The following is a 25,731-nucleotide window of genomic DNA, read 5'->3' on the forward strand; positions in this document are numbered from 1 at the left end:
ACTTCTACGCGACGTAGAAGTTGAGTTTTTCGACTTAGGCCGCATGGAAGGGGCAGGATAGTAACCATGAGCCACACTCCTGCCGAATCTGTCACCAAAACCGAAGAATCAGCTGAGCAGTTCTTCACCCTCTGGACCGTTTTCAAGCGCTCCGCCGAGGTCCTCCGCAGCGCCGATGCTGCCGAGGATTTCGACGCCCTGGTGGCGCGCCTGACCGAAGGAGGGGTCACCCACCGCGGAAGCTACGACGTATCCGCCATGCGCGCCGACGCCGACGTCATGGTCTGGCTCCACGGACCCAAGCCCGAGGCGCTGCAGCAGGCCATCCGTGACATCCGCCGCAGCAAGCTGTTCGCGGGAACCGAAATCGTCTGGTCCGCCATGGGCGTCCACCGCGAAGCGGAGTTCGCCAAAAACCATACGCCCGCGTACTCCCGCGGCGTGGCACCGGCCGAGTGGCTGTGCGTGTACCCGTTCGTCCGCTCCTACGAGTGGTATCTGCTCCCGGATCAGGAGCGCGGCCAGATGCTGCGCGACCATGGCCTGCTGGGGCGCGACTTCCCGCAGGTCATCTCCAACACCGTTTCCTCCTTCGCGCTGGGCGACTGGGAGTGGATCCTCGGCCTGGAGGCGCCCGAGCTGGTGGACCTCGTTGACCTGATGCGCCACCTGCGCTCCACCGAAGCGCGCAACCACGTCCGCGAGGAGATCCCGTTCTACACCGGCCGGAGGATCACCGCCGGCGAAATCGCCGAGGTCCTCGCATGAGTCCGCTGGATCCGCAGGAAGCCGCCGTGAATCCTGTCACCGAGACCGGCAGGATGGCCCCGAAGGAATACGACGGCGTCCTCCTCGCCTCCTTCGGCGGCCCCGAAGGCCAGGACGACGTGATCCCGTTTCTCCGCAACGTCACACGGGGCCGGGGGATCCCCGATGAGCGCCTCGAAGAGGTATCCCACCACTACCGCGCCAACGGCGGCATCAGCCCGATCAACCAGCAGAACCGCGAGCTCAAGGCAGCCCTTGAAGCCGAGCTGGCCGCGCGGGGCATCGAGCTGCCCGTGCTGTGGGGCAACCGCAACTGGGACCCCTACATCCCGCAGACCCTCCAGGACGCGTACGACGCCGGCCACCGCCGGCTGCTCATGCTCACCACGAGCGCGTATTCCTGCTACTCCAGCTGCCGCCAGTACCGCGAGGACATCGGCATGGCGCTGACCGAAACCGGGCTCGACGGCAGGCTGGAAGTGGACAAGATCCGCCAGTACTTCGACCACCCCGGCTTTGTGGAACCCTTCATAGCCGGCACCGCCGAAGGTGTGGCTGACGTGCGCGCGCAGCTGGCGGCCGCCGGAAAGCCGGACGCCCCCATCCACGTTCTGTTCGCCACCCACTCCATTCCCACCCGGGATGCCGTGGCCGCGGGCCGGTCCGAGGACGAGCCGCGGGAGTTCGCGGAGGATTCCGCCTACGTGGCCCAGCACCTCGCCAACGGTGCGGAGATCATGCGGCGCGTGGAAGCCGATTCCGGACTGTCCGCGCCGTGGTCCCTCGTCTACCAGTCGCGCTCCGGCGCTCCTCATATTCCGTGGCTGGAACCGGACATCAACGACGCCATCGAGGACCTCGCCAAACAGGGCGTCGCGGGCATCGTGATCGTGCCGTTGGGCTTCGTCAGCGACCACATGGAGGTGGTCTGGGACCTCGACACCGAAGCGCTGCAGACCTGCCAGGACCTGGGTCTCGCCGCCACGCGCGTGCCGACTCCGGGGACGCACCGCCGCTTTGTCGAGGGGCTCGCGGAACTCATCTGCGAGCGGACGGTGGCGAACAACGTCGAGGACCGCCCGGCCGTCACCGGCCTGGGTCCCTGGTACGACGTGTGCCGTCCCGGCTGCTGCGAAAACTTCCGCGGCGAAAAGCCAACCATTGCCGGCGCCGACACCACCGTGGGCCAGGGGCATGACCCCTATCCGGCCGCCGGGCAGGACGCGAAGTGACAGTACGGATCGGCACCAGGGCGAGCAAGCTCGCCCTGACCCAGACGCAGCAAACGGCCGACCGGCTGGCCGCCGTCGGGGGTTTCGACGTCGAACTCGTCCACGTCAGGACCGACGGGGACGTCCTCACCGGATCGCTGTCCCAGATGGGCGGCACCGGCGTTTTCGTGGCGGCGCTGCGCGACGCGCTGCTGCGGAACGAGTGCGACGTGGCCGTCCACTCGCTGAAGGACCTGCCTACCGGTTCCGCCCCGGGCCTGGTGCTGGCAGCGACCCCGCCGCGGGTGGACGTCCGCGACGTCCTCTGCGCCCGGAACGGGCTCAAGCTCGCCGACCTGCCCAAGGGCGGCCGCGTCGGTACCGGCTCACCCCGCCGGGCCGCGCAGCTGCGCGCCGTCCGGCCGGACCTGGACATTGTGGACATCCGCGGCAACGTGGACACCCGCCTGGGCCGCGTGCCCGGGTTGCCCGGCAACACTACCGACGCTGTGGTGGACGGGAAGTCGTGTGACCTCGACGCCGTCGTTCTCGCCGCCGCCGGACTGGAACGGATCGGCCGCCTCGACACCGTCACCGAATACCTGGAGACGGACATCATGCTCCCGGCCGCCGGCCAGGGATCGCTTGCCATCGAATGCCGCACCGCCGAGGCGCCCCGCCGGGCCGCGTCCACCGAGGGGTCGCAGGGTGTGCTCGCCCAGGCGCTGGCCGCCCTTGACGACGCCGACACCAGGCTGGCCGTCACGGCCGAACGGGCACTGCTGGCCCGGCTCGAGGCAGGCTGCGCCGCCCCCGTTGGCGCCTACGCGTACCGCAAGGGCAGCATGCTTCACCTGGAAGCCGTGGTCTGTGCCGTGGACGGCACCGCCTCGGTGCGGGACAAGCGGGCCACGGACGGACTCACGGAGGTCGGCGCCACCCTCCTCGGAATTGAACTGGCCGAGGTCCTGCTGGCAGCGGGGGCTGCGGACATCGCGGACCTGACGGCGTCCTGACCGCAGCCGGTCACCGTATGGGAACAACAAGCAGGGAGCACCGGGCGGGCGGACGCCCGCCTGAAGAACGCCCGCTGGAAGGGCGCCGCGTCCTGGTGACGCGAAGCCCCGAGCGGTCCGGTTCCCTTGCGGCCGCACTGCGGCTGGCCGGTGCCGTCCCCCTCCTGCTGCCGCTGACGGCCGCCGAACGTGCCCCTGATCAGGCAGCCCTTGACGACGCCTTTGAGGCGCTGGGCGCGGGCCGCTTTGAGTGGCTCGTGGTCAGCAGCGCCACCACCGTCCTCGCGCTGCAGGAAAAGGCTGAGGAGCGGGCCGTTGAACTGCGTCACTGGCTTCCGGCCGGAACCCGCGTGGCCGCGGTGGGCCCCGCCAGCCGGAGGGCGCTCGAGACCGCGGGGATTTCCGTGCACTTCTCGCCGCAGCACGAACATTCGGCGGCCGGGATCGTCAGCGAGTGGCCCGGCGGTGCGGCTGACGTGCTGTTGCCGCAGGCCGATATCGCGGCCCCCGCGTTGGCCCGGGGGCTGGCAGCGAAGGGTGCCCGGGTCCGTACGGTGGTGGCATATTCCACGGTGGATTTCCCGGCTGCCCCGGCGCGCCGCCTCGGCCAGCTTTTCGGTGGCGCAACCGTCTGTTGCGACGGCACCGGCAACGACGGCAACGACGGCAGCGGCGGTAACGACGGCAGAGATACCGCTTCGCTGCCGCTGCTGACGCCCGCCGAAGCGAAAGCCGAAGTCGACGACGGCGCCCTGGCCGCCGTCGTCGCCGCCTCGCCCAGCGCAGTTCGGCGCATCGCTGACACCCTGGCGCCGCTCCGCGCCTGCCGCCTGGTGGCCATTGGCCCGGCGACCGCCGCCGAGGCGGAAGCCCGGGGACTCGTGGTGGCGGCCACAGCGCGGGAGGCCACGCCGGACGGGCTCGTGGCCGCCGTTATCCGGGCCGTTGAAGCCCTCTAAGCATCCATTCATCAACAGCAGGCACACAGTGAAGGACAGGACATGAGCTTTCCGCACCACCGCCCCCGGCGGCTCCGCACCACCCCGGCCATGCGCAGGCTTACGGCCGAGTACCGGCTGGCCCCGGCGGACCTGATCCTGCCCGCGTTCATCCGGGAAGGGCTGTCGGAGCCCAACCCGATTGCCTCCATGCCGGGCGTCATGCAGCACACCACCGATACCCTCAAGCGGGCTGCTGCCGAAGCCGTGGAACTCGGCGTCGGCGGCATCATGCTGTTCGGCATTCCCGAAACCCGGGACGCCGAGGGCACGGCATCGCTGGACCCGGACGGGGTGCTCAACAAGGCCATCCGCGACGTCAGGGCCGAGGTGGGCGACAGCCTTGTGGTGATGAGCGACGTCTGCCTGGACGAATTCACCGATCACGGCCACTGTGGCGTCCTGGACAGCGACGGCTACGTGGACAATGACGCCACGCTGGAGATCTACGCCAAGATGGCGCTGGCCCAGGCCGACGCCGGCGCCCACGTGCTGGGGCCGTCCGGAATGATGGACGGACAGATCGGCGTGATCCGCCAGGCCCTCGAAGACGCCGGCCACGTGAACACGGCCGTGGTGGCCTACGCCGCGAAGTACGCGTCGGCGTTCTACGGCCCATTCCGGGAAGCGGTGGACTCGCAGCTGCAGGGCGACCGCAGGACCTACCAGATGGACGCGGCCAACCGCCGCGAGGCCATCCAGGAGGTGGAACTGGACCTCGCCGAGGGCGCGGACATGGTGATGGTCAAGCCGGCCATGAGCTACCTCGACATCCTGGCCGACGTCGCTGACATGAGCCCGGTGCCGGTCGCCGCCTACCAGATCTCGGGGGAGTACGCCATGATTGAGGCCGCCGCCGCCAACGGCTGGATCGACCGGCGGGCCGCCATCACCGAGTCGGTCCTGGGCATCCGTCGCGCCGGGGCCAACATGGTCCTCACGTACTGGGCCAGCGAAATCGCCGGCTGGCTCAGGGAATCCTGATGCCGGAGCCGGCCCCGGGCCAGACCGCAGCACCGGCCGGGGAACCCACCGCTGCGGTTGGACCCACCGCTCCCGTGGGTCCCGGCCAGATCCTGCTCGGTCTTAACACGTTCGGCGACGTCGGCGTGGACGGCTCCGGCGGACCCAAGCCGCATGCCCTTGTGCTGCGGGAGCTGCTGGACCAGGCGGTCCTGGCCGACGCCGTCGGACTTCACGCCTTCGGCGTGGGGGAGCACCACCGCCGCGACTTCGCAGTGTCCGCCCCGGAGGTGTTCCTGGCGGCCGCCGCGGCCAGGACCACCAGGATCCGGCTCGGTTCGGCCGTGACCGTCCTCAGTTCGGACGACCCCATCCGCGTGTTCCAGCGCTTCTCGACTGTGGATGCCCTGTCCGGCGGCCGCGCCGAGGTGATGCTGGGCCGCGGCTCATTCGTCGAGTCGTTTCCGCTGTTCGGCCTGGACCTGGCGGACTACGAGGTGCTGTTCGAGGAGAAGCTCGAGCTCTTTGACAGGGTGCGGGCGCAAAAGCCGGTGCACTGGGAAGGCCGAACCCGGCCTTCCCTTGCCGGGCTGAGTGTCTATCCGCCGCTGGAGCACCACCTGCTGCCGGCCTGGATCGGCGTGGGCGGCACCCCAGAGTCCGTACTGCGCTGCGCGGAGTACGGCTACCCGATCATCTTTGCCATCATTGGGGGCCAGCCGCGCGCCTTCGCGCCGCTGGTTGACCTGTACCGTGAGGCGATGGCCAAGTACGGCCGGCCCATGCAGCAAATCGCCACCCACTCGCCCGGCCACATCGCCGGGACCGACGAGGCGGCCCGTGAGGAGCTCTTTCCGCACTGGCTTGCCCAACGGAACAGGATCGGTGCCGAGCGCGGCTGGGGTCCGGGAAACCGGCGGGACTTCGATGCCATGTGCGGTCCGGAGGGCGCGTTATACGTCGGGTCGCCTGAGACTGTGGCGCAGAAGATCGCGCTGCTCAAGCGGAACCTCGGCGTGGACCGCTTTGACCTGAAATACGGCAACGGCACGCTGCCGCACGAATCCATGATGCGTTGCATCGAACTCTTCGGCACGGTGGTGGCACCGCGAGTGGCCGAGCTCCTGTCCGGTGACACTCCTGCAGACTGAAAGAATGGGAACCATGACTTCCAGTACCCCTCGCAACGAGGAACTTTTCGACCGCGCCCGCCAGCTGATGCCCGGCGGCGTGAACTCCCCGGTCCGCGCCTTCGGCTCCGTCGGCGGGACGCCCCGCTTCATGGTGGCGGCCAAGGGCCCGTACCTGACCGACGCCGACGGCAAGGAGTACGTGGACCTGGTCTGCTCCTGGGGCCCGGCCCTCCTGGGCCACGCCCACCCGGCCGTCCTCGACGCCGTTCACGCGGCCGTGGACCGCGGCCTCTCCTTCGGCGCCTCCACGCCCGATGAGGCCAACCTTGCGGCCATCGTCAAGGAACGCGTTTCCGCCGTCGAACGGCTGCGCATGGTGTCCACCGGCACGGAAGCCACCATGACGGCGGTCCGGCTGGCGAGGGGCTTCACCGGCCGCAACCTGGTCATCAAGTTCGCCGGCTGCTACCACGGGCACCTCGACGGGCTGCTCGCGTCCGCCGGCTCCGGCGTTGCCACTCTCGCCCTGCCGGGTTCGGCCGGTGTCACGGCCGCCACCGCCGCCGAGACCCTGGTGCTGCCCTACAACGACCTCGGCGCTGTCGAGGCCGCGTTCGCCGAGCACGGACCCAACATCGCCGCCGTCATCACGGAGGCCGCGCCCGCCAACATGGGCGTGGTCACGCCGGCAGAGGGCTTCAATGCCGGGCTCTCCCGAATCACGGCAGCCCACGGCGCCCTGCTGATCGTCGACGAGGTCCTGACCGGTTTCCGCACCGGCTACTCGGGCTACTGGGGGCTCACCGGCGGCGCTGCCGACGCCACGGAGAAGTGGACCCCAGACCTGCTGACGTTCGGGAAAGTGATTGGCGGGGGCATGCCGGCGGCGGCACTCGGCGGACGTGCTGACGTCATGGACTACCTCGCCCCGCTTGGTCCCGTTTACCAGGCGGGAACCCTGTCCGGTAACCCGGTGGCCATGGCGGCCGGCGTTGCCACCCTGACCCACGCCACCCGGGACGTGTACTCGTTCGTGGACGCGCGGTCGCTGGAACTTTCCGGTGCCCTGTCCGCCGCCCTGGATTCGGCCGGCGTGGACCACTCCATCCAGCACGCCGGCAACCTCTTCTCGGTGGCGTTCGGCACGTCCGAGCACGGCGTCCACAACTACAGCGACGCGCTGAAGCAGGAGTCGTTCCGCTACGCCCCCTTCTTCCACTCCATGCTGGATTCGGGCGTCTACCTGCCGCCGTCCGTCTTCGAGGCCTGGTTCCTGTCCGCGGCGCACGATGACGCCGCGATGAACCGGATCTTCGAGGCACTGCCCGCCGCCGCGGAGGCGGCCGCCGCAGCGAAGGCCTAATCAGCCGCCCGCCGTCGGACTTCACTTGTAAAGCAAAAGACTCTGGCACCCGCCGCGGCGGGTGCCAGAGTCTTTTGCTTATTCGGTGTTCCAGTTGACCTATTGCTGACCTACAGGACGTCCGAGAGGAAGCCCTGCAGCCGCTCCGTCCGCGGGTTTTCAAACACCTGCCCCGGCGGGCCCGACTCCACCACCACACCGCCGTCCATGAAGGTCACGGTGTCCGAGACGTTGCGCGAGAAGCCCATTTCGTGGGTAACCACCACCATGGTCATGCCGCCCTTCGCGAGGTCCGCCATGAGAGCCAGGACCCCCTTGACGAGCTCGGGGTCGAGGGCGGAGGTGGCCTCGTCGAAGAACATGACCTCCGGCTTCATGGCGAGGGCACGTGCGATCGCCACCCGCTGCTGCTGACCGCCGGAAAGGGTGGCAGGGCGGACATCGGCCTTGTGCTTGAGCCCGACGAGGTCGAGCTGGCTGAGGGCCTCCTCGCGCGCCTGCTCCGCGGGCAGTTTCCGCAGCTTGCGCAGCGCGAACGCCACATTCTCGCCCACACTCTTGTGCGGGAACAGGTTGAACTGCTGGAAGACCATGCCGATCCTGCGACGGAGCTCGTCGGGGTTCTCCTTCAGGACCGATTTGCCGTCCAGGAGGATGTCCCCGGCATCCGGTTCGATCAGCCGGTTCATCACGCGCAGAAGGGTCGACTTGCCGGAGCCTGACGGGCCGATCACCGACGCCGTGGTGCCGGCCGGGACGCTCAGGTCGATGCCGCGCAGGACCTTGTTGTGGCCGAAGGCGAGATGGACGTTTTTCGCTTCGAGGGAGCCTGAGGTGAACTTGCTCATGAGTGGGCTCCCTTCCCGACGACGGCGGCAGCCTCATCCGGTTCCATCTTCTGCGGCCGGCCGGTGCGCAGGCGTGCGTCGATCCAGTTGACGAAGTGCGTCAGCGGGACGGTCATGGCGAGGTAGAACACCGCTGCCGCCACGTAGCCGGACAGGTTGCCGCTTCGTGCGGCGGCGTCCTGGCCGATCTGGAACAGCTCACGCTCGGAGGCGAGGAGTCCCAAGGTGAAGACCAGCGAGGACTCCTTGATCAGCGCGATGAACTGGTTCACCAGCGCCGGAAGCACACGGCGGATGCCCTGCGGCACCACCACCATGCGGAGGGAGGGGCCATAGCCGAAGCCCAGGGCGCGGGCAGCCTCGAGTTGGCCCTTGTCCACGCTTTGGATGCCGGAGCGGAAGATCTCCCCGATGTAGGCGCTGGACATGAGCGAGAGCGCGGCGATACCCATGGGGTAGGGGCTGTTGACCCCTGTCAGCTCGCGGAAGATCGGGCCGAAGCCGAGGCCGATGACGAGGATGGTGAGGACCGCCGGGAGTCCACGGAACACGTCCGTGTACACCCGGGCGGCCCACCGCGCCACAGGATTACGCGAGATGCCCATCAGGGCCAGCACCATGCCGACCACGCAGCCGATGATGCCCGAGACGACTGCCAGGACGAGGGTGTTGGGCAGACCGACCGAAAACATGGCCGGGAGTACTTCGGCGATGGCCTTCCAGTCGAGGAAGGTCTCGGCGAGCCTGTTCAGATAATCCATGTGGCGCCTGTCAGTCGGTTACTTCGTGGGGACCTGGACGGCCTTGCTGCCCGGCTTCCAGCCCTCAGGAGTCTGCTCCTTGATCGTGGGACGGTCCGTGTACCACTGGGTGGTGAGCTTGGTCCACGTGCCGTCGGCGATCACGGCGTCGAGCGCCGAGTTGAGCGCGTCAGTCAGGGGCTGGTTGTCCTTGGCCACCGCGTACGCCGTGAAGTTCTGGGTGTTGACCTTCTTCTCGGCGATCTTCGTGCCGTCGCCCGACTTGACCTGGCCCTCGGCCTGCTGCGAAGGAGCAACCCAGGCGTCGATCTGGCCGCTCTTCACGTTCGCGTAGACGGTGTTGTAGTCCGGGAAGCGGACCGGCTCGAGCTTCAGCGTATTCGTGACGAAGTCGTCCTGGACCGTGCCCTGGACGACGCCGATGCGCACGCCCTGCTTCAGGTCGTCGAAGGACTTCACCTTCGCGTCATCCTTGGTCACGATGGCCATGTAGCCGAAGTCGTAGCCGTTGGTGAAGGCCACGGTCTCGCGCCGGGCGTCCGTGGTGGAGATGGAGGAGGAGCCGACGTCGAACTGCTTGTTCTTAACCTGGGCCAGGAGGCCCTGGAACTTGGTCGAGGCGAACTCCACCTTGAGGCCAAGCTTGGCCGCCATGGCCTTCAGGAGTTCGTTGTCGTACCCGGTGAAGTTGCCGTCCTTATCAATGAAGATGTTGGGCGGCGCGTCGGAAAGGGTGCCGACCTTGAGGGTGCCGTCGGTGATCAGGCCGAGCTTGGACTTGTCGATCTTGTCCAGGGCGATGACGTCCTTGGTGGTGTACTTGTCCAGCGCCTGCTGGTCGCTGCCGGCGAGGGCGTCGGTCGACGAGCCACTGGGAGCAGCGGTGCCTCCACCGCAGGCAGCCAGGGATACGGCCATGGCTACGGCCACGGGAACCGTGGACAGCCACTTCAAGGCTTTGATTTTCATCACGCGCATCACTTTCATTGGGATAAACGGGGGCGGGCAGTCAAGCCGTCTGGCGCCGGGATCCGGAGCCGCAGAGGCGCGCCCGCAAAACTTAATTGTCTCACCTGCCGTTAATACGGCCGTTAGGTGACGTAGTGAATGGGTCGAGGCGGGTTTTCCCGAATATAATGCGGGTTTCAGCGGGCTCGTGGCCCAACAGCAGCGACAGGAGTTCCTGTTACAGAATCAGCAAGGCGCTGTCAGGGCGCCGGTAGGGCGGGCGCGCTGCTGTGAAATGCATCGCACCAATCAGAAGCCGCCGCGGCTGGCGTCTTCCGGGGGCAGCACCGGCCAGTCACCCTCGATGACGGCGGCGGGCTTGGTCTTGCGGAGGTACTGCTGGAAGTCGGCGGCCTGGCTGACTGCCCAGTCCACCTGCAGCTGGTGCAGCTGGCCGGCCGGCATGCTGAGCTTGGGGAATTTACCGGCCATGGCATCGAGCATACGCAGTGTCGCCAGGGCGTCCGCTGCCGAGGTGTGCGCATTTTCCAGGTCCACGCCGTACTCCTCGCACAGCGCCGTCAAAGTCCTCTTGCCCTTGCGGTACCTGTCCACCTGCTTGTTCATGATGTACGGGTCCAGGACGGGGAACCGGCTCAGCTGCGGCACGCCATAGCGGGCCGACTCGGCGGCCAGGACGGTGAAGTCGTAGCTGGCGTTGAAGGCGATCACCGGAACGTCGTCGTCGAAGAGTCCCTGGAGCACGGCGGAGACTTCCCTGGTGACATCGGCCGCAGGCCGCCCGTGGCTGCGGGCATGTTCGGTGGTGATCCCGTGGACCTCACTGGCCTCCGCCGGAATCTCAACGCCCGGATCGGCCAGCCACTCATGCTCCCGAACCACGTTTCCGGAGCTGTCCACCACGGTGATGGAAGCCGTGACGATCCGGGCAGCGCGGGAATTACGGCCCGTGGTTTCAAGGTCGAACGCGGCGCGGGGGAGAGTGTTCCAAGTGCTCATGGCTCCAAATTACCCGGAGGCGCCGACAGGAATGGCCCTTGCCCCGCGCGTGTCCGGCATGGTGTGGGAAGACACGGTGTGGGAAGACACACATGGTGCCTGTCCCTGCGGCCGACGGTGTGTGGCGGCCGATAGTCTGAAGCCATGCGGGTGGAGTACGTGGAGGCGGTTTTGGCGGTGGTTGACCTCATCCCGGCCGGTTCGGCGGTGGCTTACGGGGACGTCGCCGAGCTTCTGGGCTCCGGCGGCCCCCGGCAGGTGGGATCCGTGCTGAGCCATTACGGCAGTAGCGTGCCATGGTGGCGGGTGCTGCGGGCCAGCGGGCTGGCGCCGGACGGCCATGAGTCCGAGGCCCTCGATTACTACCTGCGGGAGGGCACGCCCCTGCGCGGCGACTATCAGGAGTTCGCGAGGACCGGCGAGGGGCGGTGGCGGGTGGATCTGACCAGCGCGCGGTGGGCCCCCTCCGAGGCCGATTTTGATGCCCTGGACACGATTGCCGAGCGGCTCGAGGCGTCGCTGCGAAAATTGTCAGTGCCGGATGATGGAATGACCGTGTGACCGCAACACTCGATCAGACCCAACCCGATCAGACCCAACCCGATCAGGCATCTGCACGCACTTCGGAACGGGAATACGCGGATTCTTCCTCCGCCGCCCCGTTCCCGTCCGCCGGTCTTCGTTTGCTGCCCCCACGCCAGGTGCACTCACGGGTACCGGTCCTCAGCGCGGACCAGCTCGCCGCCGTCGAGGTGCCCCGGGGAGCCGGACCCGTCCTGGTCGCCGGAGCGCCCGGCACGGGAAAATCCACCGTGCTCATCGAAGCGGCCATCCGCCGGGTGGAGGCGGAAGGAGTGGACCCCGAGCGAATCCTCATTCTCGCCCCGGGACGGCTTGCCGCGGACACCCTCCGGGACCGGTTTACCGCCAGGCTTAACCGAAGCCTGAGCACCACGCCGGCCCGCACCTGGGCTGCGTATGCGTTTGATCTGATCCGGCGCGCCAAGGCAGAGGGGCTCCTGCCGCTGTCAAAGGCCCCGCGGCTCCTGTCAGGCCCCGAGCAGGATCTCATTATCAAGGAACTGCTGGAGGGCCACGCCCTGCCTGGCCTCGGGCTGCCCTGGCCCGATGACCTTATGGCGGCGCTGCCCACACGCGGCTTCCGGCACGAGGTCCGGCAGCTCTTCGACCGGATTACCGAGACTGGACGTACCGCGGAGGACCTCGCCGGCCTGGGCCACGCCTGCGGACGGCCGGACTGGATTGCCGCTGCCGCCCTCTACGCCGAGTACCGCGACGTCCTCGATCTGCGCATGCCGGAGGCGTTCGACCCCGCGGGCATCATCACCGCAGCCCGCCAGCTCTTTCAGGATTTCCCGGACTTCCTGGTGGCTGAACGCGACCGTCTCCAGCTGATTCTTGTGGACGATGTCCAGGAGGCCAACCCCGCCGTCTTCGAGCTCCTGGCCGATGTCGCCGCCGGCAAGGATGTCTACGTGACGTCAGCACCGGACACGGTGGTGCAGGGGTTCCGTGGCGCGCGGCCGGATCTCGTGGCCGAGCTCCCGGGCCTGCTGGGCGGCGGGGAGCAGGCAGTCCTTGAGAAGCCGCTTCGCCACGCCCACCGCCACCAGCCCGCGGTTGCCGAGGCCTGGCTGGGGGTCGCGAACCGAATTTCCCTCCGTGCCGGTGGCCAGCTCGCCCGGCGACTGGACCGGATCGAGCCCGCGCCGGTCCGCCCCGAGCCTGCTGGCACTGGTGAAGTTCCCGGTGACGCTGAGGTAGCCGGTGACGCTGAGGTTCCCGGTGACGCTGAGGTTCCCGGCGACGCTGAGGTTCCCGCTGACGCAGGCGGGCCGGACGCAGGCGGCACCGTGGAAGCCCACCTGCTTCCTTCGGCGGTGCATGAGTTGCGGTACGTCGCCCAAAGGATCCTCGAAGCTCATCTCCGGGACGGCCGCCCGCTCGAGGACATCGCCGTCATTGTCCGGAACGGCGGCCAGCTGAGCCAGCTGCAGCGCTACCTCTCCGGCCAGGGGATCCCGGTGCGGATTCCGGTGGCCGAGTCCGCCGTGCGCGATGAGGTGGCTGTCCGTCCGCTGCTCGACGCCTACGCGGTGGCCCTTGACCCGGCGGTCCTCACGCCGGAATCCGCTGTGTCGCTGCTGACATCGCGGATCGGCGGCGCCACGTCCCTCGAACTGCGCAGGCTCCGTCAGTCGCTCCGGCGGGAGGAGCTGCTGGGCGGCGGCGGACGCTCCAGCGATTCCCTGCTCGTGGAGGCGCTCCTCGAGCCCGGCGCGCTGGGCTCGCTGGGGATGGAAGGCCGGTCGGCGCGCCGTGTCGCGCGGATGATCCAGGCCGGCCGGAAGGCCGTCGCCGAACCCGGGGCCAATGCCGAGACCGTTCTGTGGGCCCTCTGGCACTCCACCGGCCTCGCGGCGGCATGGACGGGCGCAGCCCTGGCGGGCGGGCTCGTCGGAGCACGGGCGGACCGGGACCTGGACGCCATGATGGCGCTGTTCCACACGGCCGAGCGCTACGTGGACCAGATGCCAGGGTCCGGCCCGGAGCAGTTCCTCGAATACCTGCTGAACCAGGAACTGCCCATGGACACCCTGGCGGCGCGCGCCCAGGTTGACGACGCCGTGGAGCTCATGACCCCGGCCAGCGCCGCCGGCCGGGAATGGCCGTTCGTCATCGTCGCAGGCCTGCAGGAAGGGGTGTGGCCCAACACCCGCCTCCGCGGGGAGCTCCTCGGCAGCACACTGTTCGCGGACGCCGTCGAACACGGGGTGGAGTACGCGCTCCAGTTGGGTCCGCTGAGCCGGCTGCGGGAGATCCGTTACGACGAACTCCGCAGCTTTTCCACCGCGGTCTCCCGGGCGCAGGACGTGCTGCTGTGCACCGCCGTGTCTTCGGAGGATGAACAGCCCTCCTCTTTCCTGGATTACGTCGCGCCGCTGCTGCCCGGCCAGGAGGGGCGCGGCTATACCCCGGTGGAACGGCCCCTGACGCTGCGGGCGCTCGTGGCCGAACTCCGCCAGTTCGCCCAGCTGAACGGCAAGCATGCCGCCGAGGCCGATGAAGCCGTGCGTGTCCTGGCCCGCCTTGCCACGGCCGAGCCCCCTGTTCCCGGAGCCCACCCGGACAGCTGGTGGGGGCTGGCCCCCTTGACGTCTGTGGACCGGGTTGTGCCTCCGGGCGGCACCGTCTACGTTTCGCCGTCCAAGGTGGAGTCGGTGCAGAAGTCCCCACTGGACTGGTTCATTCAGGCCGCGGGAGGCGAAGCGGCAACGGATTTTGCCCGCAGCCTCGGCACCCTGGTGCACGCCATCGCCCAGGATCTCCCCGATGCCAGCGGAACCGAATACCTCGCCGAACTCGTCCTGCGGTGGCCGGCCCTGGGCATGAAGGACAACTGGGAAGGCAAACTGGACTTCCGCAGGGCTGAAGCCATGGTCAGGAAACTCGCGCAGTACATCCTGGTCATGCGCAGCGAAGGCCGGCGCCTTGCGGGGGTGGAGCAGGACTTCGAGGTGATGCTACCGGAGCCCGTTGCCGTTCCTCGCGGGGACGTGCCCTCCGACGAAGGCCCCCGGTCAGCCGTCCTGCGCGGGCAGGTGGACCGGCTGGAGATCGACGCCGAAGGGCGGCTGGTGATCGTTGACCTCAAGACCGGCAAACGGCAACCGGGCAAGGCTGAGCTTGGCAGGCACCCGCAGCTGGGCGCCTACCAGGCCGCCGTGCTGGCCGGGGGCTTTAGCGCCGCCGATGGTTCCGACACCGGGCCGCAGCCCGGCGGTGCCGTGCTTGCCCAGCTGGGCACCACCACCAAGAGCCCGGGTATCCAACACCAGGATCCACTGGACCCCGTGGACAACTGGGCGATGGACATGGTTAACGACGCTGCCGTGGTGATGTCCGGCCATGAATTCGAGGCACGGCACGATCCCGCCAAAGCCGGTTTTGGAGGCCACGGCTGCAGGCTGCCGGAAGTATGCCCGCTGTGCTCGCGGGGAAAGCAGGTTACCGAATGAGCCGGATGGCAGAGCGGCCCGCGCCCAGATTCAGTCCCGAAGAGTTGACCGTCCTGCTGGGTGAGAAGAACCTGCCCACCGCAGAACAATCGGCCATTATCTCCTCGCCGCTCGCGCCCCGGCTGGTCATCGCCGGCGCGGGCTCTGGCAAGACGGCCACCATGGCCGACCGCGTCGTCTGGCTGGTCGCGAACGGCTGGGTCAAGCCGGAGGAAGTCCTCGGCGTCACGTTCACCAGAAAGGCCGCCGGCGAACTGGCCAGCCGCATCCGCGCCAAACTCAGTGCCCTGCAGAGGAGGGCGAGCGGTGACGGCGGAGGTGCCATGGCAGGGGCGCTGCTCAGCGCCGACGCCCTGGAGCCGAAGGTTTCCACCTACCACTCGTTTGCCAGCGGCATCGTCTCCGACTACGGTCTGCGGCTCGGGATTGAGCGCGATGTGGTGCTGCTGGGCGGCGCGCAAGCCTGGCAGCTGGCCAGTGAGGTTGTCGAGGCGTTCGACGGCGAGTATTCCCATTTCAGGGTGGCCAAGTCCACCCTGGTCAAGGCCGTCATTCAGCTCGCGGGAGAGTGCGCGGAGCACCTCCAGGACCCCGAGGGCGTCCAGGCCTGGCTGATGCAGCGGCTCGCGGAGTTCGAGGCTTTGCCGTATGTGGACGGCGCCAAGAAGAACCCGACCCAGGCCGCCGGGGAGCTGGGCGCCATGCTCCGGACACGGGCAAGCGTGGCAGAGCTCGTGGGCCGGTACGCGGACGCCAAAAGAGCACGCGGGGCCCTGGACTTCGGCGACCTTGTGGCGCTCGCGGCCCGCGTGGCCCGCGAGGTGCCCCTGGCCGCGGAGACGGAGCGCCAACGCTACAAGGTGGTGCTGCTGGACGAATTCCAGGACACGTCACACGCCCAGCTCGTGCTGTTCTCCAGGCTCTTCGGGGACGGCCACGCCGTCACGGCGGTCGGTGATCCGAACCAGTCCATCTACGGCTTCCGAGGGGCGTCGGCCGGCCAGCTGTTCCACTTCGTCAATGAGTTCCCGGACTGCGTGGAGGACGCGCAGTCGGGAACGGCCTCCCGGCGTCCGGCTCCCGTGTCGTACCTGACCACCGCCTGGCGGAACGGCCGAAACATCCTCGCCGCGGCCAACCTCATCTCGGCTCCGCTCAGCGCCGCCGCGGCGCAGGCCGGACCCGCGGGGCAGCGTTCCTCCGGTGCGTCCGTCGAGGTGCCTGCGCTGCGGCCGAGTCCCGCCGCAGTCCAGGGCCGGTTGGTGATCGGCCGTTTTGCCACGGATGAAGATGAAGCAGCGGCGATCGCCCGGGATCTCCTGAAATTCCGGGCCACGGACTTCGACGGTCCGTCCTTGGCGCCGCGGGTGCCGCCGGCCATGGCCGTCCTGTGCCGCCGGCGCGCTCAGATGGAATGCCTCCGCAAGGAGTTCGAAGCCACAGGGATCCCGTATGAAATCGTGGGCCTCGGAGGGCTGCTGGACGCTCCCGAAATCGTTGACCTGGTATCCACGCTGCGGGTCCTGGCCGATCCCGGCCGCTCCGATTCACTGATGCGGCTCCTGGCGGGTGCCCGGTGGCGGATCGGCCCCGCAGACCTGATGGCGTTCCGGGACTGGTCCTCATTTCTTGCCCGGCGCCGCGGCACGGTCGATAACGGCCGCGGGCTGAGCGTGAATGATCCGTCCGGCGATGACGATCCGGAGGCCGCCGACGTCGTCATCGAGGGCGACATCACCGACGCCGCCAGTCTGGTGGAAGCACTGGACTGGCTCCCCAATGACGGGTGGACGTCTGCACACGGACGCAGCCTGACGCCGCCTGCCCGGGAACGGCTGCAGCGCCTCGGCACGGAGCTGCGGCAGCTTCGTTCGCTGATGGGGGAGGACCTGACCACCCTGCTGGGCGAAGTGGAACGGGCCATGCTGCTGGACATCGAGGTGGCCGCCAGGCCCGGTTTCAGCATCCACCAGGCGCGGCGGAACCTGGATGCGTTCCAGGACGCGGCCGCCGGTTTCCTGCAGACATCCCACCGGGTGGACGTCCTGGCCTTCCTGTCGTGGCTCGAAGCAGCAGCATCGGAGGAGGGCGGCCTGGACGTTCCGCCCGCGGACGTCAACCACGAGGCTGTGCAGCTGCTGACCGTGCATGCCTCCAAGGGACTCGAATGGGACGTCGTGTTCGTGCCGGGCCTCAACTCGGGCGCGTTCCCCAGCAGCCGTGACTCGAGGTGGAGCAGCGGTTCCGCGGCGCTGCCCTGGCCCCTGCGGGGTGACCGTGCCGACCTTCCGCAGTGGGACCTGGACCAGCCGGACCAGAAGGGGTGGCTGGACGCCGAGAAGGTGTTCAAGGGAGACGTCCAGGCCCACGGCGAAGCTGAGGAACGGAGACTGGCGTACGTCGCCTACACCCGCGCCAAGCACGTGCTCTGGGTTTCCAGCGGGGCCTGGGTCGGCGGCCGCGGCGGGATGGCGGAAATGTCGCCTTTCCTGGCCGAGCTGGCGCCGCTGGCAGAAAAGGCAGCAGCGCTGGCAGAAAAGGGAGCACTGGCAGAAAACGAAGCGCCGCTCGCCGAGCAGGGGGCCGGTGGGCCTGCTGCGGAAATTCACCCCGCCTCTGTGGACGAAGAATCCCTGCCGCAGGAAAGTCCCCTGACCCGGGAGCTGGAAGTGGCGGCCTGGCCCTACGATCCGCTGGAAGGACCTGTGGACCCCCGCAACGGCAACCGGCTCCGGCTGGTGCCGGGACGGCGGGCGGCCATGGACCGTGCCGCGCAACGGCTGCTCACCGAGATTGCAGCCGTCGGCGCCGGTGCGCCGGGGTTGCCGGAGGGGCAGGAACTCCGCCCCCAGGCGGCAGGCTGGGGCAGGGAAGCCGCCCTGCTTCTGGAACGCCGTGCCCGGCGGGCCCGTAGCCGCGACGTGCATTTGCCCGGGCACATCTCAGCCTCCACGCTGGTGGATTTGGGAGAGGACGCCGAGGCGGTGGTCCAGCGGCTGCGGAGGCCTGTCCCGCGGGAACCGGGCATGTCAGCACGCAAGGGCACCGCCTTCCACGCATGGGTGGAGGAATACTTTGGTACGGCCGGAATGCTGGACCTTGGCGAGGCACCAGGCTCTGATAACCACATCGACGAGGCCTACGGCCTTGAGGACATGGTGGCCACCTTCAAGGACTCCCGCTGGGCGCACAGATCCCCCGCTTACGTGGAGGTTCCCGTGGAGACCCGGATCGGCGACGTCGTTGTCCGCGGCCGCATCGACGCGGTGTTCCGCGACGCCGACGGCGGCTGGGACCTCGTGGACTGGAAGACCGGCCGCCGTCCGTCCGCCCGGCAGCTGAAGACCAAAAGCGTGCAGCTGGCTGTCTACCGGCTGGCTTGGGCCAGGCTCAAGGGCGTGCCACTGGAAGACGTCCGGGCTGCCTTCTTCTACGTCGCGGACAACCACGTAGTGCGCCCCCACGACCTGGCGTCAGGCGCCGAGCTGGAAGGGATCGTGGCCGCCGCACTGGCAGGTTAGGAAGCACAGGCCGGTTAGGAACCACTGGCCGGTTAGGAACCGTGGCTGGCCAGGAATCCCACCAGCCAGTGCGCTTTGCCGAGTCAGGGCGTTTTGGCGTCGACGATCGTGAGGGCAACCGTTGAGGTGTCGGCGCCTGTCCGCTGAGGATCCTGGGCCACGGCCTGTGCCTCATCCTGGGCCTCCTCTTGCGCCCGGGCCGCTTCAGCGTCCCCGGCTGAGCCAGCGTTCTCCGCGGCATCATCCCCGGCGGCGCCCTTCCCTGCGCCAGGTGAAAGATCCTGGTTTGCCGGCTGGTGTGCGTTGTCCGTGGTGTTCCCGTCGTCAGCCCTGGTGGACGCAACGGCAGCCGGGATGGGTGTCACCTCAACCGGGATGGGTGTCACCTCAACCGGGATGGGTGTCACCTCAACCGGGATAGGCGTCACCTCCACTGGGATGGGCGTGACATGGACTGCGGGCATGGCCTCCGAGGTGTCAGTGGCCGCAGGGGCGGCCACGAGGCCAGGCGAGGCCGCCGCCTGGACGGTTGGCGGGGAACCGGGCTGGGCCGGTGGCAAGGGCTCGACGCTGATGGGCTGGCCACCATATTCGGCAATGTCGCCGGCCAAAGTGGAGAGCATGCCTTCCGCCTCGGCGATCATGTCGGCGTCGGCAGCTGCGATGCCCTTGACGAGGTACTGGGCCAGGGCAAATTCTGCCGAGAGGGCCGCGCGCCGGAGCAGGTGGCTGTCCGGCGCATCACGGCGCTTCGCGGTGTAGTGCTTGACCACGGCCTCGACGAAGTCGTGCTCGTTGGATGCCACGAGCCAGGCGAGGTCGTCGGCGGGGTCACCGATGCGCAGGTCAGTCCAGCCGGTGACGGCAGTGACGCGGTGGTCCTCCACCAACAGGTTGTCCTCGTGCAGGTCACCGTGCACCACGCAGGGGTTGAACCGCCACAGGGAGACGTCCTCCATGGCATGCTCCCAGCGGCGAAGAAGCAGGGCCGGAATCTTGCCGGTGGTCGCGGCCATGTCGAGTTCGTTGAGCCGGCGCTGGCGGAACTCGTTCGGTGTGTAACTGGGCAGGTCGGCGTTGCTCACCAGCGAGCGCGGCAGGTCGTGAATGGCCGCCAGCGCCGTGCCGAGCTCCTTCGCAAGCTCCTGCGGACCGGCCGTCAGCTCCTCCACGGTGCGTGTGGAGCCCTGCAGATGGGAGTACACGAAAGTGGTCAGGTTCTGCTGCCGGACGGTGCCGGCCACGGTCGGCATGAGGAACGGCAGTTCGGCCCGGATGGCCGGCGCGAACGCGCGCAGCACCAGGAACTCGGTCTCGAGCCTCGTGCTGGCTTCCGCATGCCGGGGCGAGCGGACGCGCCAGCGCTTGCCCTCGGCATCAAGGAGGAGAGCCGAATCAAAGTCTGCCGGGTCATCCGGCGCAGAGCTCACAGCGGTCGGGCTCAGTCCGGGGACTGCCGCGGTGGCCACAGCTGCCAGTTCGATTGGTTCTCTTCTCACGGTTCCACGGTAGATTGAGCGGCGTCGAAGATAGCGATGTGTCGCGGCGAGTCTCGAGATCCGCCCAAATATGGAAGCGGCGACGCAAGCGGGGCGCAGTCTCGGGCGTTCTGCTGCCCTGCCGAAATGTAAATTGTCACTGCGAGTCAGTACGGTGGATACATGAGTCATGCGGAGGCCGCTGTGCCGGTCGGTCAAGCGGAGAACCCGATGCCGGAAAATCAGCTGCAGGCAGGTGAACTGCCGGCCAACCATCTCTTCGACACCGTGCTGCCGGTTCGGGCCGCGATGGTCAACAGGGGATCGGTTGAACGGATGAGGCCCGGCCTCATTCCGGACCTCCTCGCGGCGGGAACGGCCAGGGCTATGCTCCTCGCCGGCCGGCAGGCGCTGGTGCACGGGGACGCTCTCGTCCTGGCAGAAGCTTCGCCATTGCTTGACCGGCTCGAGGGTTCGGCGTCCGGCCCGGCGCACATCGTCTATCTCGGCGCGGCCCTCGGCTCCGAGGACCTTCCCGCAGGAACCGGCGTCCTGCTCTTCATCCTGCCGGAACAGGTGGACCCCGCTGCTGCCGGCTTGCCCACCGCCGCCAGTTGGGAGGGCTTCCGCGACGTCGCGGCGCAACTGGACCCCACCCACACCGCACTGTTCGTGGAGGCCAGTGCCATTGCCAACTGGCATGCCACCCACACGCACTGTCCCCGCTGCGGCGCCCTTACCAAGGTGGAGGCCGGCGGCTGGGTCCGGCGGTGCCCTGCCGACAATTCCGAGCATTACCCCCGCACGGACCCGGCCATCATCGTTACGGTGGTCGGCCCGGACGGCCGCGTCCTCCTCGGCGGCGGCGGTCCGCTGGATGCAAAGAACTACTCCACGCTGGCCGGCTTCGTCGAGCCGGGGGAGTCCCTGGAACAGGCGGTGGTCCGGGAAATCCAGGAAGAGGTCGGCGTACGCGTCAAGGCATGCCAGTACCTCGGTTCCCAGTCGTGGCCCTTCCCGGCATCGCTCATGCTCGGCTTTACAGCCGTCACGGATGACACCGAGGCAAAGCCCGACGGCGTCGAGGTCACCCGGGCGCGCTGGTTCAGCCGGAGGGAAGTCCAGGAGGCCGTGCTGAGCGGCGAAATTGTGATCTCCACCAGACTCTCGATCGCCAGGTCCCTCATCGAACACTGGTACGGCGGCGTCATCCAGGACCGCCCTGCGGGCTCCTGAAACCGCACGCCGACCGGAAGCAAACCCAGGTCTCTACCCCCATGGCGGAGCAGCCTATCCATCCACATAAAGCAAGCAGCAAGAAGTGACGACAGAAAATCCTGATGGCAACGCCTCCCTGGAGGACCGGATCCTTGGCGGCCTCGACGCGGAACAGCGGGAAGTGGCAACCACCCTGACCGGCCCGCTCTGCGTGCTCGCCGGTGCCGGCACCGGAAAGACCCGCGCTATCACCCACCGGATCGCCTACGGCGTGCACTCGGGGGTCTACAGCCCGCAGCGGCTGCTGGCGGTCACGTTCACGGCGCGCGCGGCAGCTGAGATGCGCAGCCGGCTCCGCGACCTCGGGGTCGGTAACGTGCAGGCCAGGACGTTCCACGCTGCCGCGCTGCGGCAACTGCAGTTTTTCTGGCCGCAGGCGGTGGGCGGGGCGCTGCCCAACCTGCTGGACCACAAGGCTCAGATGATCGCCGAGGCCGCCCGCCGGCTTCGCCTGAGCACCGACCGGGCCTCCATCCGGGACCTGGCATCGGAGATCGAGTGGGCCAAGGTATCCATGCTCACGCCTGCCAACTACCTGGAAAACGCCCAGGACAGGGGCGCGCCGGGAGGCTTTGACCTCACGGCCGTGGCCCGGGTTTTCCAGGCCTACGAGGACGTCAAGACGGACCGCAACGTCATCGACTTCGAGGACGTGCTCCTGATCACCGTCGGCATCTTGCAGGAAGACCCGAAGGTGGCGGCAACGGTCCGGGAACAGTACCGGCACTTCGTGGTGGACGAATACCAGGACGTTTCCCCGCTGCAGCAGCGCCTCCTGGAACTCTGGCTTGGCGGCCGGAACGAGCTGTGCGTCGTGGGTGACGCCAGCCAGACCATCTACTCGTTCACCGGAGCGTCCCCGAAGCACCTCCTCGGGTTTAAGGCCCAGTACCCGGACGCGAACGTGGTCAAGCTGGTCCGGGATTACCGTTCAACTCCCCAAGTGGTGAAGCTGGCCAACGACCTGCTGGCGTCGCGCCGGAGCGGCGGACCGGCGGCGGACGCTGCCTGGGCCGCGCCGCTGAAGCTTATCGCCCAGCGGAACCCGGGACCGCAGCCGCAGTTCACCGAATGCACGGACGACGAAGCGGAGGCCGCAACGGTCGCCGGCGAGATCCGCACCCTCCTCGATGACGGCGTCCAGGCGAGTGAAATCGCTGTCCTGTTCCGCACCAACGGACAATCGGAGGCGTACGAGCAGGCTCTGGCATCCGCCGGGATCGGCTACCAACTGCGCGGCGGCGAGCGGTTCTTTGCGCGGAAGGAGGTCCGCGACGCGATCCTCCAGCTCCGGGCAGCCACCCGTGCCGTCGCCGAGTCGGAGCCGCAGCCGCTGGGGCAGCTGGTGCGCGACATCGTTGCGTCGCTGGGGTACACGGACACCGCCCCGCACAGCGGCGGCGCCCTGCGGGAACGCTGGGAATCACTGGCAGCCCTGGTGGCTCTGGCGGACGAGCTGGCGCAAAGCCGGGGGGAGCAGTTCGGCCTGGCTGACTTTGTCAACGAGCTACAGGAGCGCTCCGTTGCCCAGCACGCCCCTACCGTTCAGGGTGTCACGCTGGCGTCCCTGCACGCGGCGAAAGGGCTCGAATGGGACGCTGTATTCCTCGTGGGGCTAAGTGAGGGGCTCGTGCCCATCTCCTTCGCGGACACCCCCGCCGCGGTGGACGAGGAACGCCGGCTGCTTTACGTCGGAATCACGCGCGCCCGCGAGCACCTGTCCCTCTCCTGGTCCACCGCCCGGACCCCCGGCGGCCGCGCCAACCGGAAGCCGTCCCGCTTCCTCGACGGTCTGCGCCCGGACTCGGTGGCCAGCTCTGCTGCCCGGGGGAGGGGAGCCGCGCCGCGCCGGAAGGCAGCGGTCCCCGCATCCTGCCGGGTTTGCGGCAGCATGCTGGCCAGCGGAGCCGAGCGGAAGGTTGGCCGCTGCAGCCAGTGCCCGCCCAGTTATGAAGAGCAGACGTTCAACGCCCTCCGTGAATGGCGCAAGGATGTGGCGCAGTCTTCCGACGTTCCGGCCTTCGTGGTTTTCACCGACGCAACCCTCACCGCCATCGCCGAGGCCCGGCCCTCCTCCCTTGAAGAACTGGCCAAGCTAGCCGGTGTTGGCCCGTCCAAACTGGAGCGGTACGGCGAAGCAATCCTCGCGGTCCTGACGGAAAGCAGCACGTTCTGATGCCCGGAAAACAAGACACGCTCACACCGTTGACCACCCATGACGGGGCTCCCGTGGAGGTCCGCCGCTCCGCCCGCCGACGCCGCACAGTCGCCGCGTTCTGGGAGAACGGCACGGCCGTCGTCGCCATCCCCGCGCACTTCAGCCGGGCGCAGGAGGCAGACTGGGTTCACCGGATGCTGGAGAAGCTCCGGACGCAGGGGGAGAAGCGGGCCAGCGGCGCGGGCCGCCGGCCTTCCTCGGACGCGGCGCTGGCCGCGCACGCTGCCCAACTGTCCGCCAGATACCTCGGCGGCAGGTCGGCCCCGACGTCGGTCCGCTGGGTCAGCAACCAAAATTCCCGCTGGGGTTCGGCCACCCCCTCCGACGGGTCCATCCGGCTCTCAGACAAGCTCCGCCCTATGCCGCAGTGGGTCATCGACTATGTCCTGCTCCATGAACTGGCGCATCTGCTCGTGGCAGGGCACAACGCGGCGTTCTGGAAACTGCTGGAGGCCTACCCCGAAACTGAGCGTGCCAAGGCGTTCCTGGAGGGCGTGTCCTTTGCCACGTCGCGCGGCCTCGCGGCTGGCGAAGCAGACTTTTAGTACCCCTAGCTCCTCGGAGCGCCGCCGTCTTCGCCGTCGGTCTTTTCGCCTTCGTGCCCGCTCTGGTTCCTTTCGCCGTCGCCCTCGGCGGGGCTGTCGAAGCCGCCGTTCAGCAGCTTCTGGAGGGCGTCGTCCACCTCGCTGTCACTGGCCTCGGCGAGCTTGCGGCGTTCGCTGAAGCCCTTGGGGTCATCAAGATCCTCGGCGGTGGGGAGCAGATCGGGATGCTTCCAGATGGCGTCGCGGCCATCGATGCCACGCTCCGCCTTGAGTGAGGCCCACAGCGTGGCGGCTTCGCGCAGGCGGCGGGGCCGCAGCTCCAGCCCCACGAGGGAAGCGAAAGCATGTTCCGCGGGACCGCCGGTGGCCCGGCGGCGGCGTACCGTTTCGCGGAGCGCTGCAGCGGAGGGGAGGACCTTTTCGGTGGCGGCGGCCGTGAGTTCGTCCACCCACCCCTCGACGAGGGCCAGCGCGGTCTCCAGCTTCTGCAGGGCCTGGTCTTGTTCAGGCGTGCGCTGCGGCATGAAGACGCCCTGTGAGAGGGCCTCCTGTATTCCCTCCGGGTTGCTCGGATCAAGGTCCCGGGCGAGCTCCTCGATCCGCGACGTGTCGATGTGGATGCCGCGGGCATAGGCCTCGATGGCACCCAGCAGGTGCCCGCGCAGCCACGGAACCTGGACAAACAGGCGGGCGTGGGCGGCCTCGCGGACGGCGAGGAAGAGCCGGATGTCGTTTTCGGGAAGGCTAAGCCCTTCGCCGAACTTGGCCACGTTACCGGGAAGGAGGGCCATTTCCAGATCGGCCAGGGGCACTCCGATGTCCGTGGAGCTGACCACATCGGTGGACAGCGCGCCGATGGCCTGGCCCAGCTGCATGCCGAAGATGGCGCCGCCCACGTTCTGCAGCATGGAGGAGGCGCCGCCCATCATGGACTTCATCTCTTCCGGCATCTGCTCCGTCATGGCTGCGGAGAGCGCGTTGGCTACGCTGTTGGCCACGGGCTCCGTTAGCCGTTTCCAGGTGCCGAGTGTTTCCTCCACCCATTCGGCGCGGGACCATGCCTTGCCGATAATGCCGGTGGCCGGCAGATCCGTAACCTGGTCGAGCCAGAGCTCGGCAAGGCGCAGTGCGTCATCCACTTCGCGTGACTGCGCGCTCGTGACAGAGGGGTCTGAGCTGCCGGCGGCCACACGGCGGGCGTTGTCGTGGGCGAGCTTCCAGTTGACGGGGCCTTCCGAGGGTTCACTCATCATGGCCTGCACCTGGGAAAACATCTGGGCCAGCAAATTTGGATCGTTCGGGAGCCCTGCGGCCTTGGCGAGTTCAGCCGGGTCAATGTCTCCCATGCCCTTGCCGCCCATGAGGTTCTGCAGCATCTCCGCCAGCGGATCCTTGGGATTCTCGTCGCCGTTGGATGGATTGAGTGGATTGGAGGTCATGATCCCGCCGATCGTCGGTGTGACTATTACTCAACTTCACGCTACCCCTGTGCGGGAGTGGCTGTCTGCTGAAAGCCTGCACGTTCGCTGTAGGCAAAGAGCTAACGGCGGCTCCCGACGCGTAGTGTTAGAAGCCGGAACGTATGTAGGTTGCGCCCCGGCCGTCTGCCGGGCCGCAACCGC

19 protein-coding genes are annotated in these 25,731 nt (G+C 68.2%); 13 read left to right on the forward strand and 6 right to left on the reverse strand.

Annotated elements, in window-relative coordinates; translation table 11 throughout:
* The first annotated feature begins 66 nt into the window (after positions 1-66).
* The 7 genes from hemQ to hemL are packed head-to-tail and all read left to right on the forward strand — an operon-like array spanning position 67 to position 7,452.
* Positions 67-768 carry a hydrogen peroxide-dependent heme synthase gene (hemQ, locus tag AC1DFE_RS01100; protein WP_476904083.1) on the forward strand — a complete coding sequence of 234 codons (702 nt, stop codon included), beginning with the start codon at positions 67-69 and terminating at the stop codon, positions 766-768.
* Entirely contained in the window at positions 765-2,000 is a 1,236-nt protein-coding gene (locus tag AC1DFE_RS01105) for a ferrochelatase (RefSeq protein WP_476904084.1), read from the forward strand. Before hemQ ends, AC1DFE_RS01105 begins: the two co-directional genes overlap by 4 nt.
* Entirely contained in the window at positions 1,997-2,995 is a 999-nt protein-coding gene (hemC, locus tag AC1DFE_RS01110) for a hydroxymethylbilane synthase (protein ID WP_476904085.1), read from the forward strand. Before AC1DFE_RS01105 ends, hemC begins: the two co-directional genes overlap by 4 nt.
* 17 nt (positions 2,996-3,012) lie before the next feature.
* Complete coding sequence (locus tag AC1DFE_RS01115; RefSeq protein ID WP_476904086.1) at positions 3,013-3,954, forward strand: uroporphyrinogen-III synthase; 942 nt, start codon at positions 3,013-3,015, stop codon at positions 3,952-3,954.
* Positions 3,955-3,996: 42 nt separating this feature from the next.
* Entirely contained in the window at positions 3,997-4,977 is a 981-nt protein-coding gene (gene hemB, locus AC1DFE_RS01120; RefSeq protein WP_476904087.1) for a porphobilinogen synthase, read from the forward strand.
* Positions 4,977-6,107, forward strand: coding sequence for an LLM class flavin-dependent oxidoreductase (locus AC1DFE_RS01125; protein ID WP_476904088.1), 1,131 nt, complete (start codon positions 4,977-4,979; stop codon positions 6,105-6,107). Before hemB ends, AC1DFE_RS01125 begins: the two co-directional genes overlap by 1 nt.
* Positions 6,108-6,120: 13 nt before the next feature.
* Complete coding sequence (gene hemL, locus AC1DFE_RS01130; protein WP_476904089.1) at positions 6,121-7,452, forward strand: glutamate-1-semialdehyde 2,1-aminomutase; 1,332 nt, start codon at positions 6,121-6,123, stop codon at positions 7,450-7,452.
* Between the two features lie 110 nt (positions 7,453-7,562).
* Here the strand turns inward: hemL and AC1DFE_RS01135 are convergent, their stop codons facing one another.
* The 4 genes from AC1DFE_RS01135 to AC1DFE_RS01150 all read right to left on the reverse strand — a co-directional run bounded on the left by AC1DFE_RS01135 (position 7,563) and on the right by AC1DFE_RS01150 (position 11,029).
* The gene (locus tag AC1DFE_RS01135; RefSeq protein WP_476904090.1) at positions 7,563-8,300 is read right to left on the reverse strand and encodes an amino acid ABC transporter ATP-binding protein; all 738 of its coding nucleotides are present in this window, start codon (positions 8,298-8,300) and stop codon (positions 7,563-7,565) included.
* Positions 8,297-9,061, reverse strand: a complete 765-nt coding sequence (locus tag AC1DFE_RS01140; protein WP_476904091.1) for an amino acid ABC transporter permease — start codon at positions 9,059-9,061, stop codon at positions 8,297-8,299. Before AC1DFE_RS01140 ends, AC1DFE_RS01135 begins: the two co-directional genes overlap by 4 nt.
* Positions 9,062-9,079: 18 nt before the next feature.
* The gene (locus tag AC1DFE_RS01145; RefSeq protein ID WP_476904368.1) at positions 9,080-10,030 is read right to left on the reverse strand and encodes an ABC transporter substrate-binding protein; all 951 of its coding nucleotides are present in this window, start codon (positions 10,028-10,030) and stop codon (positions 9,080-9,082) included.
* 288 nt (positions 10,031-10,318) lie between these two features.
* Positions 10,319-11,029 (reverse strand): exonuclease domain-containing protein, encoded by a 711-nt coding sequence (locus AC1DFE_RS01150; RefSeq protein ID WP_476904092.1) that lies wholly within the window; start codon positions 11,027-11,029, stop codon positions 10,319-10,321.
* A gap of 144 nt (positions 11,030-11,173) precedes the next feature.
* Between AC1DFE_RS01150 and AC1DFE_RS01155 the strand changes: the two genes are divergently transcribed.
* The 3 genes from AC1DFE_RS01155 to AC1DFE_RS01165 all read left to right on the forward strand — a co-directional run bounded on the left by AC1DFE_RS01155 (position 11,174) and on the right by AC1DFE_RS01165 (position 18,590).
* The gene (locus AC1DFE_RS01155; RefSeq protein ID WP_476904093.1) at positions 11,174-11,590 is read left to right on the forward strand and encodes an MGMT family protein; all 417 of its coding nucleotides are present in this window, start codon (positions 11,174-11,176) and stop codon (positions 11,588-11,590) included.
* 140 nt (positions 11,591-11,730) lie between these two features.
* The gene (locus AC1DFE_RS01160; protein ID WP_476904369.1) at positions 11,731-15,069 is read left to right on the forward strand and encodes an ATP-dependent helicase; all 3,339 of its coding nucleotides are present in this window, start codon (positions 11,731-11,733) and stop codon (positions 15,067-15,069) included.
* Positions 15,066-18,590, forward strand: a complete 3,525-nt coding sequence (locus tag AC1DFE_RS01165; RefSeq protein WP_476904094.1) for an ATP-dependent helicase — start codon at positions 15,066-15,068, stop codon at positions 18,588-18,590. Before AC1DFE_RS01160 ends, AC1DFE_RS01165 begins: the two co-directional genes overlap by 4 nt.
* Before the next feature lie 83 nt (positions 18,591-18,673).
* Here AC1DFE_RS01165 and AC1DFE_RS01170 read toward each other — a convergent pair whose 3' ends face one another.
* Entirely contained in the window at positions 18,674-20,089 is a 1,416-nt protein-coding gene (locus AC1DFE_RS01170; protein ID WP_476904095.1) for a macrolide 2'-phosphotransferase, read from the reverse strand.
* A 210-nt stretch (positions 20,090-20,299) separates the two neighbouring features.
* Between AC1DFE_RS01170 and nudC the strand changes: the two genes are divergently transcribed.
* From nudC to AC1DFE_RS01185, 3 genes are all read left to right on the forward strand, one after another.
* A complete protein-coding gene (nudC, locus tag AC1DFE_RS01175; RefSeq protein ID WP_476904096.1) occupies positions 20,300-21,304 on the forward strand; it encodes an NAD(+) diphosphatase in 1,005 nt (334 codons plus the stop codon).
* A gap of 85 nt (positions 21,305-21,389) precedes the next feature.
* Entirely contained in the window at positions 21,390-23,522 is a 2,133-nt protein-coding gene (locus AC1DFE_RS01180) for an ATP-dependent helicase (RefSeq protein WP_476904097.1), read from the forward strand.
* Positions 23,522-24,109: a M48 metallopeptidase family protein gene (locus AC1DFE_RS01185; protein ID WP_476904098.1), complete on the forward strand. Its 588-nt coding sequence runs from the start codon at positions 23,522-23,524 to the stop codon at positions 24,107-24,109. Before AC1DFE_RS01180 ends, AC1DFE_RS01185 begins: the two co-directional genes overlap by 1 nt.
* A 5-nt stretch (positions 24,110-24,114) precedes the next feature.
* On the opposite strand, the gene AC1DFE_RS01190 is transcribed toward AC1DFE_RS01185, so the two are convergent.
* Positions 24,115-25,548 carry a zinc-dependent metalloprotease gene (locus AC1DFE_RS01190; RefSeq protein ID WP_476904099.1) on the reverse strand — a complete coding sequence of 478 codons (1,434 nt, stop codon included), beginning with the start codon at positions 25,546-25,548 and terminating at the stop codon, positions 24,115-24,117.
* Between the last annotated feature and the right edge of the window lie 183 nt (positions 25,549-25,731).

The organism is Arthrobacter sp. 05T423, assembly GCF_056396245.1.

What these genes read in the sequence shown, in the direction of transcription:
- AC1DFE_RS01190 (WP_476904099.1), bottom strand. Translation starts at nt 25,548, where the DNA reads ATGACCTCCAATCCACTCAATCCATCCAACGGCGACGAGAATCCCAAG.
- AC1DFE_RS01105 (WP_476904084.1), top strand. Translation starts at nt 765, where the DNA reads ATGAGTCCGCTGGATCCGCAGGAAGCCGCCGTGAATCCTGTCACCGAG.
- AC1DFE_RS01125 (WP_476904088.1), top strand. Translation starts at nt 4,977, where the DNA reads ATGCCGGAGCCGGCCCCGGGCCAGACCGCAGCACCGGCCGGGGAACCC.
- AC1DFE_RS01135 (WP_476904090.1), bottom strand. Translation starts at nt 8,300, where the DNA reads ATGAGCAAGTTCACCTCAGGCTCCCTCGAAGCGAAAAACGTCCATCTC.
- AC1DFE_RS01145 (WP_476904368.1), bottom strand. Translation starts at nt 10,030, where the DNA reads ATGAAAATCAAAGCCTTGAAGTGGCTGTCCACGGTTCCCGTGGCCGTA.
- AC1DFE_RS01165 (WP_476904094.1), top strand. Translation starts at nt 15,066, where the DNA reads ATGAGCCGGATGGCAGAGCGGCCCGCGCCCAGATTCAGTCCCGAAGAG.
- AC1DFE_RS01115 (WP_476904086.1), top strand. Translation starts at nt 3,013, where the DNA reads ATGGGAACAACAAGCAGGGAGCACCGGGCGGGCGGACGCCCGCCTGAA.
- hemL (WP_476904089.1), top strand. Translation starts at nt 6,121, where the DNA reads ATGACTTCCAGTACCCCTCGCAACGAGGAACTTTTCGACCGCGCCCGC.
- AC1DFE_RS01150 (WP_476904092.1), bottom strand. Translation starts at nt 11,029, where the DNA reads ATGAGCACTTGGAACACTCTCCCCCGCGCCGCGTTCGACCTTGAAACC.
- AC1DFE_RS01155 (WP_476904093.1), top strand. Translation starts at nt 11,174, where the DNA reads ATGCGGGTGGAGTACGTGGAGGCGGTTTTGGCGGTGGTTGACCTCATC.
- hemQ (WP_476904083.1), top strand. Translation starts at nt 67, where the DNA reads ATGAGCCACACTCCTGCCGAATCTGTCACCAAAACCGAAGAATCAGCT.
- AC1DFE_RS01185 (WP_476904098.1), top strand. Translation starts at nt 23,522, where the DNA reads ATGCCCGGAAAACAAGACACGCTCACACCGTTGACCACCCATGACGGG.
- hemB (WP_476904087.1), top strand. Translation starts at nt 3,997, where the DNA reads ATGAGCTTTCCGCACCACCGCCCCCGGCGGCTCCGCACCACCCCGGCC.
- AC1DFE_RS01140 (WP_476904091.1), bottom strand. Translation starts at nt 9,061, where the DNA reads ATGGATTATCTGAACAGGCTCGCCGAGACCTTCCTCGACTGGAAGGCC.
- nudC (WP_476904096.1), top strand. Translation starts at nt 20,300, where the DNA reads ATGCCGGAAAATCAGCTGCAGGCAGGTGAACTGCCGGCCAACCATCTC.